The 18501-nt window shown below is 37.5% G+C and carries 12 protein-coding genes; all 12 read right to left on the reverse strand.

From position 1 onward, the window contains the following. Position 1 precedes the first annotated feature (1 nt). A complete protein-coding gene (locus B091_RS0105790; protein ID WP_018109068.1) occupies positions 2-2986 on the reverse strand; it encodes a golvesin C-terminal-like domain-containing protein in 2985 nt (994 codons plus the stop codon). A 10-nt stretch (positions 2987-2996) separates the two neighbouring features. Further along, complete coding sequence (locus B091_RS0105795) at positions 2997-4463, reverse strand: sodium:solute symporter (protein WP_018109069.1); 1467 nt, start codon at positions 4461-4463, stop codon at positions 2997-2999. A 26-nt stretch (positions 4464-4489) separates the two neighbouring features. Further along, positions 4490-5665, reverse strand: coding sequence for an exo-beta-N-acetylmuramidase NamZ family protein (locus tag B091_RS0105800; protein ID WP_018109070.1), 1176 nt, complete (start codon positions 5663-5665; stop codon positions 4490-4492). A 236-nt stretch (positions 5666-5901) separates the two neighbouring features. Beyond that, the gene (locus B091_RS0105805) at positions 5902-7326 is read right to left on the reverse strand and encodes a glycoside hydrolase family 10-like protein (protein ID WP_018109071.1); all 1425 of its coding nucleotides are present in this window, start codon (positions 7324-7326) and stop codon (positions 5902-5904) included. Between the two features lie 10 nt (positions 7327-7336). Continuing rightward, positions 7337-8731, reverse strand: a complete 1395-nt coding sequence (locus tag B091_RS11825; protein WP_025069559.1) for a DUF4623 domain-containing protein — start codon at positions 8729-8731, stop codon at positions 7337-7339. A 29-nt stretch (positions 8732-8760) separates the two neighbouring features. After that, entirely contained in the window at positions 8761-10629 is a 1869-nt protein-coding gene (locus B091_RS0105815; RefSeq protein WP_018109073.1) for a RagB/SusD family nutrient uptake outer membrane protein, read from the reverse strand. Positions 10630-10640: 11 nt separating this feature from the next. Continuing rightward, the gene (locus B091_RS0105820) at positions 10641-14105 is read right to left on the reverse strand and encodes a SusC/RagA family TonB-linked outer membrane protein (RefSeq protein ID WP_018109074.1); all 3465 of its coding nucleotides are present in this window, start codon (positions 14103-14105) and stop codon (positions 10641-10643) included. A 203-nt stretch (positions 14106-14308) separates the two neighbouring features. Then, positions 14309-15139 carry a hypothetical protein gene (locus B091_RS0105825; RefSeq protein WP_018109075.1) on the reverse strand — a complete coding sequence of 277 codons (831 nt, stop codon included), beginning with the start codon at positions 15137-15139 and terminating at the stop codon, positions 14309-14311. 279 nt (positions 15140-15418) lie between these two features. After that, positions 15419-16066 carry a TenA family protein gene (locus B091_RS0105830; protein ID WP_018109076.1) on the reverse strand — a complete coding sequence of 216 codons (648 nt, stop codon included), beginning with the start codon at positions 16064-16066 and terminating at the stop codon, positions 15419-15421. Position 16067: 1 nt separating this feature from the next. Further along, the gene (locus B091_RS0105835) at positions 16068-16775 is read right to left on the reverse strand and encodes a class I SAM-dependent DNA methyltransferase (RefSeq protein ID WP_018109077.1); all 708 of its coding nucleotides are present in this window, start codon (positions 16773-16775) and stop codon (positions 16068-16070) included. Between the two features lie 201 nt (positions 16776-16976). Then, the gene (locus B091_RS0105840) at positions 16977-18170 is read right to left on the reverse strand and encodes an MFS transporter (protein WP_018109078.1); all 1194 of its coding nucleotides are present in this window, start codon (positions 18168-18170) and stop codon (positions 16977-16979) included. Positions 18171-18299: 129 nt separating this feature from the next. Further along, positions 18300-18501 (reverse strand): NAD(P)(+) transhydrogenase (Re/Si-specific) subunit beta (locus B091_RS0105845; protein WP_026166328.1); only part of this gene is annotated, 202 nt, incomplete at its 5' end.

Here is an 18501-nt window from a genome sequence, read left to right on the forward strand (position 1 = left end):
TTTATTCTTTATTATTCTTTAAAATTCTTAGGATATTACTCATCAGTTCATCTCTCTGACTTGGAGATTGAATTGTTTCAAATGGAAATCCTAAAGCAACTACTTTATAATCGCCATCATAGGCAACTGCAGCACTTAAATTGTTTTCTCCGTAACGCATTATTGTAAACGCATCTTTATGGGCTGGCTCGATAGCGTCAGGTGATTCGACAGCATAGGTTTCTGAGTTTAAGATTTGATTAAACTGATAAGACGAACGATCTTCACTCAAGGGAGAAACCACTCCCTTAACCTCTCCCTTCTTTGCCGCACGATTAACTCTCCATTTCAACTTCAAAACATCCTCAAGAAACTTTTTATCAGAGTCTTGACTAGCAACCAATGGGTTATCTATTAAATCGGTAGCAATATAAGAGCCTGAAACAAATAAAGCCCCCCCAGCTAAACAATACTTACTAATTTGCTTTTGTAAATGACTAGGAAATGTTTTAAACATAAGTTTATCTATTCCAAGAGCCCCCAGCTTTGTCTGTTTCTGTTTACCTAAAATCAGATCTACAATATCATAGTCAGCTAAAGACAACTCCTCACGTTCTAGAGCTTCAAGACTCGCTGAAGCAAAGCTAAATCCTGCTTTTAGCATTGAAGCTCCATGCACTGAGGGATAATCAAAACTGTTACCAGCTATTACCTCAGTTTCAAAATCGGAATAACTATCACCAAAACCTGAAGCATCATCATCCATCCAAGGGATCGTTCTGCGAAATTCTTTCATTGCCCCGATATAACTTATATCATTTAAGTAAGGCACACCTGAGTCGTACAAGTCAAGGAAGCCAGCAAGAGAATCAGCAGAAACAACAAAATCATCGGGTGCACTGATACGAGTAAACCCATTCACAATTAATGCGGTGCCCTGTTCATTTAGAGCTCTACCAACTGATAGTATCTCAGAGGGAAAACTCTCTCCACCATCATTTAATGCTGTAACCTTAAAGCTATAGACAACTCCCCTAGGTACATCAAGTATAAATTGATTATTCTTCACTACTCGACCTTGATCAAACACACCATTGCCTACTCTTGTGTAAACCACATAAGATGTTGGATTTGCAGTACTCTCTAGAGGATCTAAAACTGCATCCCATGACAGTTTAACCTCATTTTGAGATATAAATTGTGCTGCCATATTACCTACTGGTAAAGGCTGTACAACATAAGGCACTTGATATTGTGAGGCCAAAAACTTCAACATACCCTTATAGATCGAACGACTGACTGTAAAGCGAAATCGAGGATCAAGCCCATACTGCATGTCCGCAAAATTCTGATGAGACAGAAGCTCAAGTAACATCGTAGGAACTCGCGGCGTTGAAGCTTCACTATAGGCTTTATTCCACATCCCTCGACGTGTCCAGTCGGGATGATAAAGATTTCGGATATCATCGACAATTTGAGATTGGATTAAATCATTCAAGTCGCGAGCTATATAGCGAGAAGCACCTGTAGCGTACTTTCCCTGGTAAGAATCGGTATAGAATATCCCAAGTGTCCCAATAATTGAATCGTTAAAGGTAGTTCCCGCATCGGTATGGAAAGCAAAAGCCAAATCAATAGGGATACCTAAACCTGCTTCATCAGGATTGGCACTTGAACCTCCCGAAAGATAGTTTACCCACAACCCACGCGATTGATAATCATCAGTGTAATCGTTTAAACCTTCACTGGGTGAATAAATTGAACTCGGCATACCAGCCCACTGCAACCAATATCTAGCTGCTTCAGTAAAACGAGGATATCCACTTATTTCATAAGGATAAATTATAGCTTCAGCCGAACGAGCAATGTTACCCATTCCACCACCTATTTTCACCGCATCGGCAGTAACCCATTCTCCTTTTTTGGCTGTACGATTGGATAAAACCACCTTGTTCTGGCCGCCATCACGTGCAGAAAAGTCGAAGGTTCCAAGATATATCCATGTTCCACCACCCATTTGTTGATTAACTAAGAACTCTGTTTTACCTCCACGATGATGTACCGTATAATGTGCTGTAGCAGTACTTTGAGGAAGTGTATGATAAGATACATACACAGCATATCTACCCGACTCATCAAGACTAGGGATCCATTGAGCATAACTCTCCACTCCCTTAGTGATAGTTTCGACTTGGCGAAAAGTTCCCTGCTCGAATGGGTTTTCATTGTCTTTGTAACTGGCTTTGGTATGGGCAAATCCGCTAACTTGACCCTCTTGCCAGCTCTTGCTTCCTGAATACTCCAAGTAAGTACCCTCTGAATTGAATCCATCGTTATCAATGATTTCTTCATGCTTTTGAGTATCCCTTTCTCGGGGTAAAAAAACCTGAGCTCCTGCAGATTCCAACATGGGAACTAAGAACGGAAGAACATAACTTTGTGTATAGAGATCTTCAACAGTCTGGAAAATGCGTGCCCTTTGCCATTCCCATCGCGACAGCTTAGGCTCATAATAATAACCATGGCTCTGCCAAAGTGCAATATGACGATTGCTAAGCCCTCTACCTATCGCAAATGGTTTTGTGATATTCTTCACGTGTGGTGCTTTATGTTTAAAGAAGAATCGCTCATTGCTTTTCGACTTCTTATTGGTATAAAAAAGAGGTATGAGCTGATCTATCTTCTGTCCATCGGTATAAAATTCGACATTCTTATTAGAAATATCAGCACTAGAAAACAACTCTACAGCCAAGTCTTTAAGCAAAGCAATAGATTTAGGTCTCATAGGATAATAAGAGAGATTATTATTAAAGTAAACTCGAACAGATTTATTCTCAATGATACTATCTATTGAAACACGGCCAACAGAGATTTCTAGCCTCACAACAGAATCGACTAACTGCTCCAAACGATGTTTAATATCTTGACTCACCTGAGCTTCAACCTTGCAGAAAGACAAGGTTAATAAACTAATAATAAGCGCTATATATTTAAATTTAAATTTCATCATGACTTAATCAATTCGTTTTGTTTGCAGTCACTTTCTTACTACAAATAGCAAAGCCAATAGCAGTAAAAAGCGCATTAAAGATCAGGATCTCATAACTAAATTCATACCCATTAAACCAAGCGGCAGAATTAGTTTGAAGTATGTAACATAAGATAGGAGCAAGAATAGCAACCAAGGGAATGAAGCGATCGTGTATTTGTCGTTTAGAAAATATTCCATAAGCAAACATTCCAAGGATCGGCCCATAGGTATAACTTGCAAGGATATATACAGCATCAATTACACTTGTGTTATTCAGTGCATTAATAACAATTATAACAAGAGTCATCATTATGCTCATCGAAACATGAACTTTCTTACGGGTACGAGTGAGTTGAACTTCGTTCTCTTTGAATCTATCGTGCAAGATATCAACCGTAAATGAGGTGGTTAATGCAGTAAGTGCAGACCCTGCAGCTGCATAAGCTGCCGAAATAAGCCCTATAATAAATAAGACACCAACTATAATTGGGAAGTATCCCGCTGTAGCAATTAACGGAAATAATTGATCACTAGATTCGGGTAGAGCAATTCCATTGGCACTAGCATAGGTATAGAGCAATACACCTAACATCAGAAACAGTGCAATGATAAAGAATTGCGAAATTCCGCTTGTAATCATGTTCTTCTGAGAATCGCGAGAATTCTTACAACTCAGATTTCGCTGCATCATATCCTGGTCTAAACCTGTAGTAGCAATCATCGTGAATATCCCTGCTAGAAACTGCTTAAAAAAGTAACGTTTATCATTAATATCGTCGAAGAAAAACATCTTTGACATGCTGCTTTCCTTAATAATAACCACTAAAGAGCTAAAGTTGAGATTCAAGTCGGAAGCAATATAATAGATACAGAGAACAACCGATATAACTAAACAAAAAGTCTTAAAAGCATCCGTCCATATTAAGGTTTTAACTCCACCCTTAAAGGTGTAAAGCCAAACAAGTAAAACAGTCAAGGCTGCATTAAGAGCAAAAGGAAGGTTTAAAGGTTCGAATACCAAAAGCTGTAGAGTTATACAAACTAGGAATAGGCGAACGGAAGCACCTAGCATCTTGGAAATAAAGAAGAACCATGCTCCAGTCTTATAACTGGATACACCAAATCTATTTTCTAGGTATTCATAGATTGAAACAACATTGAGTTTATAGAATAAGGGTATCAAAACAAAAGCGATAATGAATTGCCCAACCACAAAACCCAAGACCATCTGTAGATAAGAGAAGCTACTCGCCCCAACCATTCCTGGAACAGAGACAAAAGTCACACCTGATATACTCGAACCAATCATAGCAATAGCGACCAAATACCAAGAGGACTTTCTATTGCCCACAAAAAATCCTTCACTATCTGCATTTCGACCAGATAGATAAGATATACCAAATAGAACTATGAAATAAATAGCTATGGTTAGAATGACTAAAAATGGAGTCATAAGGTTCTTGTGTTAAGAGTTTGCTATTAGTTTTCTGGATATAATAAGTAGGGACGACGCTGCACTTTAAAATTTTCCACATCATCTCTCCACATGGACTCAATTTCACAGGCTGACTTATCATCAAGTATCATCTCCTCGATATATTTCACGCCGACAAGTTTGACAAAGAAAGGTGTAAAAAACTCTTTTCCGATATCTAAAGTGCGGTAGGCATCAATCAAATAATCAAGACTAAATTTTGTCTGTCGAGCTCTACTTATAGAAACCTCGCGCAGATCCACTCCATAACAGAGTTGGTCGAGCAATGGAGGATTCTTTGATCCAAACATACTCTTAGGTGTAAACTCAAAACGGTATTTATCTTTCATGCTTGGATGTCCGTACACCTGAAAAGGCATTTCAGTACCACGGCCAAGGCTAACTGGAGTACCCTCAAACAAACATACCGAAGGGTATAAGTAGATTGATAACATATTAGGCAAGTTAGGCGAAGGAGCTATTGGCAACTCGTAGTACATCGCATGCGTATAGTTCTGGCAAGGAACAACCACTAAGTCTAGTTTGCTATTGGTCTTTAACCAATGCTCGCCGACACTCATCAATGCTAGCTCAGCTAAAGTCATCCCATGAACTACAGGGACAGGCAAGCCTCCAATACCTGACTGATATTTCATATCAAGAATCGGACCATCTACATAGTAGCCATTAGGGTTAGGTCTGTCGAGAATAATAATTTGTTTATCACTATCGGCACAAGCTTCCATCAAACGTAACATGGTAATATAGTAAGTATAAAATCGCAAACCAACATCCTGAATATCGACCACCAAAACATCAAATTTAGCCATCGATTCTGGGCTAGGCTTTGAATCTTTACCATCGTATAATGAAAGAATAGGTACACCTGTTTTAGCATCATTCGTATTGGACACATGTTCACCAGCATCAGCTGTACCTCGAAAGCCATGTTCGGGTGAAAATATAGCAGAAACATTTATACCTTTAGCAAGTAAAATATCAAGAAGGTGCTGATCTTTCTCAACCATACCTGTATGATTGGAGTATAGAGCAACTCTTTTATTTGTTAATAAATGAATATATTTATCGTACTGCTTAGCACCAATTTCGATAGTGATATTGTAGGCCAATAACCCCTTGGTTATAAACAGTAAAACAATCAGAATAGATAGTTTTCTCATTGGTATAGATTTAAGAAGTTACTAAAACAAATATAACTCATATTTTGGTGTTACAAACTTTTAATTAGATTTATTAAGTATTGAGAACTATATTTAAATAATTAACCTGATAAGTTTATACAGTACAGTAACTTGCAATTAACACTGAGTAAGAAGCTAATAAAAAGAGCCTTTAAGGATATATTATATATCTATAAAGGCTCTCCTTAATTAGTTATGATTGCATACTGAAGAAATTATTTCTTCTCAACATATAGACTTAAATTACTTTCATGATTCCGCTTATTTACAGCAGTAATGTAATAACGACCACTACTATTTACTTCTGTCGTTTTTTCTTTGGTTAAAACAACCAACTCTGCTCTCGCCTTATCACTATCATAGAATGAAGGGGCCACTCTATATACTGCAAAAATGACATCAGAGTTATTTGAATCCCAACTTAATACAGACCCCGATAAACTCACTCCTACGGGAGCAGTGGGCTCAGGAAGAACTTTTCTTCCGTTATGAGGGATCAATGCAGGGTTAGCAAAACGAGATTTTATAAGATCGTCTACTTCTCCATTACCACTAAACAAAGCTTTGGCAGAGTAGAAGGTAGTGCCCATATAGCGAGGGTAACGGTCAGCAACTTCAAATTGACGCTGAATTTGCGCAACATTAAAACTACCATCTTCAACTTTATAAAGTCCATAAGCAATCATGGGAACTGAATACCAACTATATCTTGACCAATGATTCGCCCACTTGGAAAAGTTTGGCTCATCATAGTAGAGTTGAGGCATTACGAAATCAACCCATTTTTCTTTAGTCCAACTCTCTACATCCGCATAAATTTTCTTATTGTTATCAGCATTTCCTTGAGGACTTACCGTAAAGCTAACCTCAGGACGTGCAGCAACTATACTTTCATGCAATAGTTTTATAGTCTTATCAACATTTGAAAATCTAAACTGATCTTTGGTTTGCCCCACCTCAGCAAGTTCAGAGTAATCTTTAGCATCAGGGAATTCCTCACCTGGCTCTAAAGATGGATAAAAATAGTCATCCATAACGATTCCATCAACATCGTAATTATTGATAATTTCTAAAACGATATCAGCTAGTCGTTGACGAACCTCAGGAAGAGCAGGATTATAAACTCGAATCTTTTGACAATCAACATACATATTCTCTTCAAGCTCCATTTTTAATGGGGCAAAAGAATCCGCAACCTTAGCACGAGTAGAGATACGATAAGGATTTATCCAAGCATGGAATTCTAATCCTCTTTTATGTGCCTCTTCAACCATAAACCTCATCACATCATAGCCTGGGTCTTGACCTCTGACTCCTGTTATGTTAGCACTCCAAGGTTCATATTTAGATTTATAAAATGCATCTGCCATCGAACGTACCTGTACAAAAATAGAATTGAAGTTTAACTCAACCATTTTATCAAGATAGTCAGTATACATTTTCTTTTGGACACTTACATCGAATTGATTTTGAGGCCAATCTCTCTGCCAAACTGTGGTAAACCACACTGCCCGCAAGTCTTTAGGCAGTATGATTTCCTGTTTAGTATTATCAACTTTTGTGCTACTGTCGTCATCACTACTACAAGCAGCTAAGAAAACCAAGAAACACAACGTTATTATTAATTTTATCTTTTTCATATTATGAGTATTAGTCTTCTAAACTAGCTTCTGGGACTTCATACATAACAAAACCTTGTCCATCTGCAGCTCCAAAAATATACAGTTTATCATCTACAACAGCAGCTCCACAATTGGTACCTGGAGAAGTTGTAACATCAACCCCAAAAGCTTTATTGAACACGGGCTTATAGTTTTCAACTTCAAGCAGATTTAGTGCATCAACAACGTTATTACCTCGAGTTATATCATACACGTAAATCGATTGACCAGAGTCCCCAGGATAACGTGCTGCAGTAACACCAACCAAATATCGTTTTTCATTGAAGTTTACGATACGTGCTTGATTGATACGTTCAGGCGTTGAAGTGATTTTAGTGACCATATTTCCTCCTTCATCAACAAGCATCAGTGGGGCACTAAATCCAGTATACAGGTAATAAGGAGTTCCTTCAACCTTAGTATATGAGAAGTATTGTCCTCCAGCAGAACCCGTAGAGGCTTTAGGATTTATAACATCAACCTTATCAACGGTTGTAAAATTGGATATCTGAATTCGGCGGATCTTGGAAGATGAGTTATTCTCGAAAAAGATAAAACCATTTCCTGACTCATCCAAATACATATCCATACTATCACCGAATCGACCACCTTCACCCGCCTCTAGAAGGTCTTGTTCAAAAATAAGCTGGGGTTTTGATGTTGGGGTATCCCACATATAAACCTTAACTAAAGAACTAGCCATATTTGCGATATAAATTTTGTCCTGAACCAAGCGGCCCCCACTAATGGGGAATGTACCACCTACAATACCTTCGGTATTTAACATTATTGGCTGATCCAATTTACCAGCTATAATATCCTCACGGCTTAAAAGATGAGGAGCCAGACCATCTTTTCGAGATACAATCAGAGCATATTCTCCATTAAAATCTGTTCCTCGCGTTACCCCTACACCAAAGTGCGAATAGGTATTGCCACCAACAGCAGAATTGTGATAAGCAATTGCTTTATCAAAATCACCACCAAACACAGGTACTAGCAATCTTATTTTCGCAAAATACTCTCTATAGCGTGTGTGATTTATTACCTTCAACACCTGTGTATCTTCCGAATCACCCTCCGGTATTGAATATTTATAACTCTCTTTATCTAATCTAGCTCCATCTGAAAGAACAGTTTCAAACCGTATAGCAGACAAATCTGTATTAGCATCTATTCTTGGAAAAGAAATCGTTTTAAGATCCTCATCTATTACACCGGAAACAACTTCGTTTCCTTGAGCACCAGCATTCACAATACTGATTTCTTTAATATCGGTGTAATACTGCGATGTATTCATCCCCTCGTCATCGCTACTACAAGCAATAAACGAGAAGGTTGATATGAATACAATTAGCCATGATATTTTATTTATGTTTATCATAGTGATTAATATTATTCGTTACTTAATCTTTAGTTATCTGATGCCCAACCCTGAGTTTGGTCAAGTTTATATCCCTTATTCTTATAGAAAATTATATTATTCCTTCCCACAGGAGATAAGTATGGGTTAACGCCCGGAACATTAAGGATTGGCAGACGATCTTTAATATCTAAATTCCTAAAAAAACCAACCATATCTTTTGTATTCTGTCCATCAAAAGCAATTTGATGACCATCTTTGTTAACCACTGATAAAATTCCGATATTTTTTGCTGTTAATTCATCTGGTAACTCTTGTAAGAAATTCACCCAAGTACCAGTAAGAAGGTCGGGATTCTCAATCGTATTCATATACTCAAGTTTACCCCATCTACGTAAGTCAGCAATACGAGAGAATTCAAAGGCAAATTCCATACGACGCTCTCTTCGTATTTCCCAAATCAATCTAGAAACATCAGGATCTCTATTTGGATCATCTGGCAAATTAGATAATTCCATAGCAGCCGTTTGCTTAACTCCTCGTGATATAGCAACCTCGTCTAGGGGTCTACTCCTTATCTTATTGATTGATAAATCTATATCAGCTTGCGTTATGGCAACATCTCCTAAAGTAGATAATTCAGCCTTTGCTTCAATCCAATTCAATAAAACCTCTGAATATCTCAATACAGGATAGTCATTCGTATTTAATGAAGATGTGTATTTTGTAGGAACAGCTTCACCTGCATCTGTGTACTCAGGACCTTGCCTATCAATAAACTTCACAATGTATAAGTATGAAGCTTTAGAACGAGGGGTTGGCTTGTGCCAAAACGTAGCCTCAAAGCGTGGGTCTCTGGTTTGAATTAAATTAGAGATATCAAAATCTTTTGCATTTGTTACTGCAGACGAGGTATAATCCATCCCATCGTTACAAATGAATGATTTAATCAGATCTAATGTTGGTCCAGCACTTCTAGATTCAGCTAAATTACAGTAAGTTGCTACAGAGTGGGTAACTTGATGTGATTCATCGTAATGTCGATACAGAATACAGTCTTTATTACCCTTCAAGTCTTCAGAGCCAAATAGCGATCTAAAATCCGTAACAATATCGAATTTAGAACTGTTACGTACAATATCAGCAGCTTCAACAGCTAAATTTAGAAACTTCTTGGCCTGCTCATTATCCTTATAGTAGTATTTCTGAGTAGTACCTTCAAATAAAGCATATCGACTCACTAAAGATGCTACAACATAACGATTGACTTGTTGATCTCCATCATTAAGACGAACATTGGATAAGGCAAATTTCCAATCCTCGTAAACATTATCCATTACTTCGTTTCGAGGAGTACGGGGTTTGTACATATCAGCAACATCAGTATCAGCAACGATGTAATCGTAATATGGAACATCGCCAAAGACACGAGCCAAATTAGCATATTCTATCGAACGAAAAAAACGACCAATACCAATCCAATGATTATAAGCTTCTTCAGAAAGAATATCTTTCATTCTTTCTGTCACACGGCTTACCAGGATATTTGCAGAACGTATCCAAGCAAAATTCCAAGTAGGACCCGAGTAAGTGGATTGCCATGGTTGACTTTTTTCATCCATTGATGTACTACCCTTCGAACTAGGTACTACACGCTCAAACTCAGTTTGGTTACTTTGATGAAGAATATCATCACTAAACTCATAACCAAGTAAAGCGGAGTACTCCGAGCTATAATTTACACCATATCCTACAAATGTTTTAGCATAGAATTCATTAGTATAAGACCTCACATTTATTTCGCTAACCCAAAATGTATCATCATTTTGGTCCGTCTTAGATGGCCTATCTAAGATATCGCTACAACCTATAACTGCAAATGCAAGTGTAGCAGATAACAATATATATTTTAATTTCATAGAGACAGTTATTAAAAGGTTAATTGAACTCCAAATGATGCTGATTTAAAGACAGGAGCACCTGTACCTGTTCTTCCAAGATTGTAATTATTATCAAACATGGAATATCCAGATATTGCCTCAGGATCAATTGGTAAACCACGCAGATTATCAAATGTCACAAAGTTTTCTAGAGACAAATAAACCCGAGCTCTACTCAAAAGTGCCTTACGAAGCCATTCTGAGGGAAACGAGTAACCAATAGTCATATTCTTAATACGCAAGTAAGACATATCTAACAGATATTTAGATTGTACTTGCATGCTATAACTTGTATTAGCTCCTCCGTTATCCCAAGCTCTAGGATAAAAAGCATCAGTGCGATTCTCTGTCCAGTAATTATCAGCAATTGCAGTTGGCATAGCACCTTCCTTAGCGTTATAACCTGCAATAGCTAATTGTCCTGAACCCCATATTTGACGCTTACCAACACCTTGTAAAAAGATCGAAACATCAACTCCCTTATAATCAGCACCTAAACGAATACCATATTCATATCTCGGTGTTGTATTACCAATAACCTTTCTATCACCTGGATTACCATAGGTACCATCACCGGGTGTAATATAACCATCACCATTCAAGTCTTTATATATCACATCACCTGGACTAAAAATTATAGTCCCCTTTCCATCTTCAAGATAGGTTTGATAAACAGGATTATCACCACTCAACATATTGGTTTCCTTAGCATTACCATCAATAATAATGACTGTCTTTTTTATTGTTCCATCATCATTATAAACAAAGTCGCTCTTTTGGTACAGTCGATCAGTAACATATCCATAAATGTCGCCATATCTTCTTCCTGTAGAATAACCATTAGAAATTAAGCGGTCATTAGGATTCACCATATGGTCGGCTCCTTTTGTAATTGTAGTAGTTGCATCAGAAACTGAAGCCATACCATTTATACCAAGACCATTGTCAAATCTGTAATTGAAATCAAAAGCTAGCTCCCAACCACGAGTTCTAAGATTACCATAATTCCCTTTTGGAGCTGGTGTACCGTGAGTTTCTGGTAAAGCATCACCAGGTAAAATCATATTCTTAGTATCTCTTTGGAACCAATCAAATGTTACGCCAAATATATTTTTATAAAAACGTAAATCAACACCCAAGTTTAGGGTCTCAATATCTTGCCATGTAATATCACGAGATATTGCATTAGGCGTAGTATATGCCCACATGGGAACACCATCACTACCTAACCAAGAGGTTTTATAAGAGTTCATTCGAGGAAAGTAAAGAGAGTTTGGTACAGTTTGATCACCAATAATACCCCACGATCCCCTAATCTTAGCAAAGCTTAAGACTTGCTCTATTGGCTGCATAAAGGTTTCGTTTGTAAGAACCCAACCCAGAGAAAAAGAAGGGAAAGCTCTCCAACGCTCATTAGAAGGGAATCTAGATGTACCGTCATAGCGCATATTAACCTCTAATAAATATCGATCCATATACGAATAGTTAATACGTCCAAAGTAACCAAGTTGTGCTTCCCAATTATTAGTAGCACCTACAGTTTCAGTACCAATAGCAAAATCGAATTGAGGATTTGTTAAATCAATAAGATCCATGCGTTTAGAAAAGTTACTAGCCCAGTTCCTTTTTACAATATTAGACCCAACCATAAAACGGAATCTATGCTCTTGCTCAGAACCTAGCTTCAAATCGTATGTAGTATAGACGTTATATACATGTTGGTTAACGGTACCTGAGTTTCTGGAAATCCAGCTTTGATCTTGATACATAGTTTGAGGAAACTGATAGGCTGGCATTCCACCAACGTCAGTTGGGACTCCTGCATCATTTACATAAATTTGTTCACCGGCAGCATCTCTCCACATAATTGGTGTGTACCATATATCTCCACCACTCAACGTAGGTCTTGCAGCATTGGTTATATTCTGTTCACTTGAGTAAGTATAATCAAAACGAATATCCCAATCTTTAATAGGAGTAACAGTCGCACCTAAATTTACACTATAGTATTTATTTTGACGATTAGAGGTAAATGTGTTTGCTACTTCATAATCAGGAGTACGCAAAGGCATTCCTCTTTCTGTTACACCAATAGGAAACAGTCTACTCCATCTGTAAAGATATAGCCAAGGGTCAGCAACAGTAGTACCAAATTCAGGATAACGTTTATTTCTATCAGAGTAAATAGCTCCACCGCGAACTGTTAAATATTTATTTAATTCAGAGGTTAAGCTGATAGAAGCATTATGTCTTTGGAAATCATCATGCTTTGCTGGCTTCATTAAACCTTTTTGCTTTAAGTAGCCTAGTCCAATATTATAAGAGGTCTTACCTGATTTACCATTTACTGATAAATTATGTGTCTGTGAGGGAGTCCACTCATTAATCATCGCTTTTGTTCCATCGTAAAGACGATAACCGTATTTATTAACTCCATCATAATACCAGTCACGACCATACACAACAGGATCTCCAGCTTTTACTACACCACCATAAGTGTTTTCCCATTCTCTAATTTTTTCAAGACTTTGCTCATCCACTCGCCAGAAACCTCCAGCAGGCATAGCTGCACCACGATTCTTTTGAGCATCAACTGTATATTCTAATCCTTCTATTCCAGCCATTTTAATTCGCTTAGTCGGATTTTGCCATGAAAAGTTATTTGAGTAAGAAATTTCAAACTTCTCGGTTTTAGAACCTTTTTTTGTTGTAATCAAAATTACACCAAAGGCAGCTTTAGCACCATAAATAGATGCTGAAGCAGCATCTTTCAGTACAGATATTGACTCAATATCATCAGGATTAATCATCTGAATACTAGGAATCTCAACGTTATCCACTAAGATCAAAGGATTACTAGAGCCCTCTATCGAAGCAATTTGCCCTCTAATTTTCATTATTGGATCAGACCCGACTTCACCACTTGGTACTGTAATCGTTAAACCTGATACAGCTCCTTGTAGCCCACGTCCTACGTCAGCGATAGGTCTACTGCCTAGAGTATCATCTATACGAACCGAAGAAACAGCTCCTGTTAGGTTCTCTTTCTTTTGACTACCATAACCAACAATAACAACCTCATCAAGTAATTCGCTATCTTCATGAAGCGTAACCCTTAGGTTGTTTTTTGCCTTAAGCTCAACTGGCTTAAAACCTACATAACTAAATTGTAGAGTGGCATTTGGTAGAGTGTTAATAGAAAAATCACCATTAATATCGGTAATGGTACCATTTGAAGTACCCTTTTCTAAGATACTAGCACCAATGATTGGCTCACCATCAATGTCTTTCACGGAACCTTTGATAGTAACTTTTTGCTGAGTAGCATGGGCAATCATAGAAGCATCTTCTTTATTTGCAAATGCATAATCGCTATAAAACAAACAACTAATAGCGAAAAATGCTGCGAGAACTAGCTTACGCCTACTTCCTCGACACTTGTGTTTTTCATACATATGTATTAGGTTTTAAAGTTTGGAAACTACAAACAATGCTCTTTATTAATGATTAGGTTTATAATTTTAATAGTTTTAACAAATGAGAGCAAGATTTGATATGCGTTATTTCACTACACAAGGATAAGTATAATTTTTGGATTAGAGAAACTTTTTAAGCTTATTTTACACCTACCAACAAAATGATGCTAATTGACTAATAATTAGGAGTGATACTCCACTAGACCATGGATTGCACTCTCATCAATCTTATCAACTTTAGCACCAAACTTCTCTGCAATATTATTAATAACTGCACGAAAAAGTACTGCAGATGATCCCATCATACGAATAGGATAGGCTTGATAATCATACTGCGTAATGTTCCGTTCAAAAAAACGTTCAAGATTGCACTCAACCATATTATACACATAATCATCATCCATATGTTCGGAAAGGAAATAGGCTACAGTAGCTAAGAATCTATTAGGGAATGGCATCTGATATACAGACTCCATAGCCATAGCAGGAGTTATACGGAAAGTATCATAAAACAATTCTATAAGTTCTTTCGGTGCAACTTCTTTGAGAACATCCGATAGGAAATACTTACCCAGAACAGCTCCACTACCCTCGTCGCCAAGAATATAGCCACCAGAAGTAACATTCTTAACTATTTTATTACCATCATAAAAACATGAGTTTGAACCCGTACCCAAAATACAGGCAATCCCAGGATTATCCAAAAAGAGCCCACGGGCAGCAGCCAAAAGATCACTTTCTACTTCAACAGGAGTTTTAAATTGAGCAACTAGCGAAGCTTCAACAATTTGAGATTTGTCTTTAGAATTACATCCTGCACCATAGAAGTAAACAGTTTCAAATTTCTTGCGAAAGTACTCTTCAGGAAGGTTCAAACGTATACTACGACTGATTTCTCTACGAGATTGAAAGAATGGATTTATACCTTCAGTATAAATGTGATTTACAACTTGATGTCTATCCACAACAGCCCATTCAGTTCGTGTAGAACTACTTTCAGCAATTAGTATCATTCGTGAGTATATAAGATTATTAAGAAACTATTAAGTCGCAAATATATACAATAATAAGCTTGTAGGCCTAGAAAATGGACTATATTAATTACTATTCACATACATATATTAATATTCAGCATGATAAATAGAGGTTTATTTCAGTATACACATCGATTATACTCTGATAATATTGACAAGTGCTATCAAATAGTTAATACACTATTTAATTATTAGATACAATTAAAAAGAAAATAACCAACACTAAAACTGTATTAGCGTTGGTTATTAAATAGGCTACTACAATACCCACTTTTCACGTTTATAAGCACTATCCCAAAAGAGATATTCTAGCTTAACAGAGGTTTGATACTCTTTTAGCATTTGAGCTCGGATAGCCGGGGTTGTTTGCTGGGCAAGAGTATTACAAATTGCCTCAACACGCTGCACAGAATCAATATGTTCACCATCCGAATAGGTATCAATCCAAAGTTGATAAGGGTTGTTTATTCGGTGCTGATGCTTTGAAATATAAAGTCCAACCTCTTGATATACCCTAAAACAGGGCATAACGGCAGCCAGTGTTACCTCAATGGGTGAGATTGCCAAATGCTTTAACAGATGAGATGTATAAAGCAAACAAGCAGGAGTTGGTTCAATATTGGGGTTGATTTGGTCAACAAAAGCTGCATGCAACTCCCGCTCCTGATCCATATTCTCACCTGCAAATGAAATAAACTCTTTTCTATGGAAAGGATCATTGAGCTGAGTTGCAATCCCCGTTAACAGTCGCCCATAATCTGATAAGTACAAACCGTCTTGCTCAATATAGAAAATGAATTTTTCGCTAGGAAGAGTTCCATTCATTAGTTCTTGAACAAAGGGATGCTGGGTTATTCGATCAAATTGAGGTTGAATGCTCAACCAAGCTTCTTGGGTCCATTTCATATTAGTCGAATTTATAAGCACAAACAGCTACATAGTCACCCGAATCGTAACCTTCGATAGGTTCTTCTATTATGTTGTCAGAATAAAGCGGATGTTTGGTAAGGGTTTGAGCAAAAGTTAAATTGGAGAATCCTACTTTCTCCAAGACATCGATCTTCTCTTGTGTTGTACGCCAATTGGCCGAACGTACCATTTCAATGGGGTATGGATTGCGTGGATAAACCCCTTGAACTAATTTATCATCCCAGCTACCCACACTCATTGCCAAATTATAAAGCAGACCGTACGAGCTCTCTTTAGGAACATCAATTAAAATAATCTTTCCACCTTTTCTGAGTGCTTTATAGCTGCGTCTAACACACTCTTCTAAATCGGTAATGTAGCTAGGAGAACCGTTATAAATGATTGTATCGTAAGTTTTACCTCCATAGGTTGCCACTTCAGCAGTTGTGACGTCCACTTTCAACCCCCTTGAAGTAGCTATGCTAGCCATATCGCTAGAGGGTTCAAGACCATAGTTAACATGGATATCAAACTCTTCACGTAGTATTTTTTCAAATAGACCACTACCACAACCCACTGAATAGATATCTCCACCTTCCTTGAGTACCTTTGCTACAAGTTTAACCTCAGAGTAGAGCATATTTTTATTTTGGAGAAACCAATAGTCGTATTTCTTTGCTAACTCATCAAATTTTTGTTTTTTCATATCATTTAAATAATAAAGGGCCGTTTCAACTAGTTGAAACGGCCCTACTCTGATTTATATAAAATAATTATAGTCTTGCATCCGTTTACCTACGTTGTAATTACACACATCAGGTTCAAGGGTATCGTCTCAGCCCAAACTTTTGAAAGTCATGAGCACCCCTAACAGTGAAAGCAAAATTAGTCAAAAAAAACAAAGAACCTATTTTAATTCTTTATTAGTCAGGTATTGGTATAAATTAATTACAAATGAAAATGTGATTAAGATTAGCCCTACCAGCACTACTCCTTCCCAACGCCAAAGGCTCCATGCAAAGCCTGTAAGTGTTGTTCCCAAAGCACCACCCACAAAATAGGTAGTCATAAAAACCGTGTTTACACGATTCACTGCTGAGGGTCTTAATGTCAATACTACCGTTTGATTGCCTAGCTGGATGCACTGCATCCCTACATCTAAAACAATGATACCTAGTATTATTCCTGTATAGAAGTTTTGAAAAACATAGAGGTTAACCCATGCCGCAAAAATCAGTAATGTTCCCATAAAATTGATGCGATACAGCCCTATCCTACTGACATATTTACCAATAATAGAAGCAGCTACAGCACCTGAAGCACCGCAAAGCCCTAGCAGTCCGACAACAGTACCACCCGCATAAAATGGAGGCTCAGCCATTTTGAAAGCCAGCATAGCCCAAAGTGATAAGAAAGAACCAAATGCTAAACCTGATTTGGTAGCTGCAAATCGAAGTTTGGGTTCTTCGCGTGCTATAGCTAAAACAGACTTCATGAGTTTGCTGTACTTACCTGTAAAGTTGGGTAGAACAAAAGGAAACTGAGAATAAAGCACCAAAAAACATGCTACCATAATCAGAGCAGCAATAATATACATGGTACGCCACCCATAAAGCTCACCAATAAAGCCACTCACAACACGAGAAGCCAAGATTCCTGTGAGCAAACCAGAAACTACAATCCCAACATTCGTATTCTTTGTTTCAGGAGTTGAGAACTGCGACACAAGTGGTAAGAAGAGCTGAGGGGTGACTGCACAAACACCTGTAATAAAAGAGGCAACCAAAAGGACATAAATATTGGGCGAAAAGGCTATAACCAACAGTGAAAAGACAAGTAGACCGAAATTGGCAAGAATAATATTCCTTCTCTTTAACATGTCCCCTAGAGGAATAATAAAAAGTAATCCCAATGCATAACCAGCTTGAGAGACTATAGAAATAGTATTAGTAAGGAGTTCCGAAATATTAAACTCATGCTGGATTAAGCCCAGCAGGGGTTGACAATAATAGAGATTAGCAATGGATAACCCTGTGGTAAGTGTTATTATCCAAAGCAAGTGACTAGAGATACCTTTATCATTTTGGAGTGTTGAGCTCATCTTTTATTTACAAAGTAAGTTAGAAATATAGAGTAAACAAGGGTTTTAAACCTTGTTTATAATAAAATAAGGGCTAGATTATTTATTTGCATAAATCCTCTAGCCCTTGAAACACAGTTAAGGTAGGTATTAGTTATCTAAAAGTTTTTGAAGTGATTCTTTAGCATCACCCAATAATAAAATAGTTTTTCCATCTTTATAGAGTGGATTATCAACACCAGCATAACCAGGTTGCATATCAAAATTACAGATGATTACCTGCTTAGCCTCATCCACATTCAACACAGGCATGCCATAGATAGGAGTATCAACTGCCTCACGTGCTGCAGGA

Source organism: Bacteroides propionicifaciens DSM 19291 = JCM 14649 (assembly GCF_000375405.1).
Taxonomy (GTDB): Bacteria; Bacteroidota; Bacteroidia; order Bacteroidales; family Bacteroidaceae; genus Bacteroides_E; species Bacteroides_E propionicifaciens.

Bases quoted from the DNA above. Each gene is read 5' to 3' on its own strand.
- B091_RS0105790 (WP_018109068.1), bottom strand. From the start codon at position 2,986: ATGAAATTTAAATTTAAATATATAGCGCTTATTATTAGTTTATTAACC.
- B091_RS0105795 (WP_018109069.1), bottom strand. From the start codon at position 4,463: ATGACTCCATTTTTAGTCATTCTAACCATAGCTATTTATTTCATAGTT.
- B091_RS0105800 (WP_018109070.1), bottom strand. From the start codon at position 5,665: ATGAGAAAACTATCTATTCTGATTGTTTTACTGTTTATAACCAAGGGG.
- B091_RS0105805 (WP_018109071.1), bottom strand. From the start codon at position 7,326: ATGAAAAAGATAAAATTAATAATAACGTTGTGTTTCTTGGTTTTCTTA.
- B091_RS11825 (WP_025069559.1), bottom strand. From the start codon at position 8,731: ATGATAAACATAAATAAAATATCATGGCTAATTGTATTCATATCAACC.
- B091_RS0105815 (WP_018109073.1), bottom strand. From the start codon at position 10,629: ATGAAATTAAAATATATATTGTTATCTGCTACACTTGCATTTGCAGTT.
- B091_RS0105820 (WP_018109074.1), bottom strand. From the start codon at position 14,105: ATGTATGAAAAACACAAGTGTCGAGGAAGTAGGCGTAAGCTAGTTCTC.
- B091_RS0105825 (WP_018109075.1), bottom strand. From the start codon at position 15,139: ATGATACTAATTGCTGAAAGTAGTTCTACACGAACTGAATGGGCTGTT.
- B091_RS0105830 (WP_018109076.1), bottom strand. From the start codon at position 16,066: ATGAAATGGACCCAAGAAGCTTGGTTGAGCATTCAACCTCAATTTGAT.
- B091_RS0105835 (WP_018109077.1), bottom strand. From the start codon at position 16,775: ATGAAAAAACAAAAATTTGATGAGTTAGCAAAGAAATACGACTATTGG.
- B091_RS0105840 (WP_018109078.1), bottom strand. From the start codon at position 18,170: ATGAGCTCAACACTCCAAAATGATAAAGGTATCTCTAGTCACTTGCTT.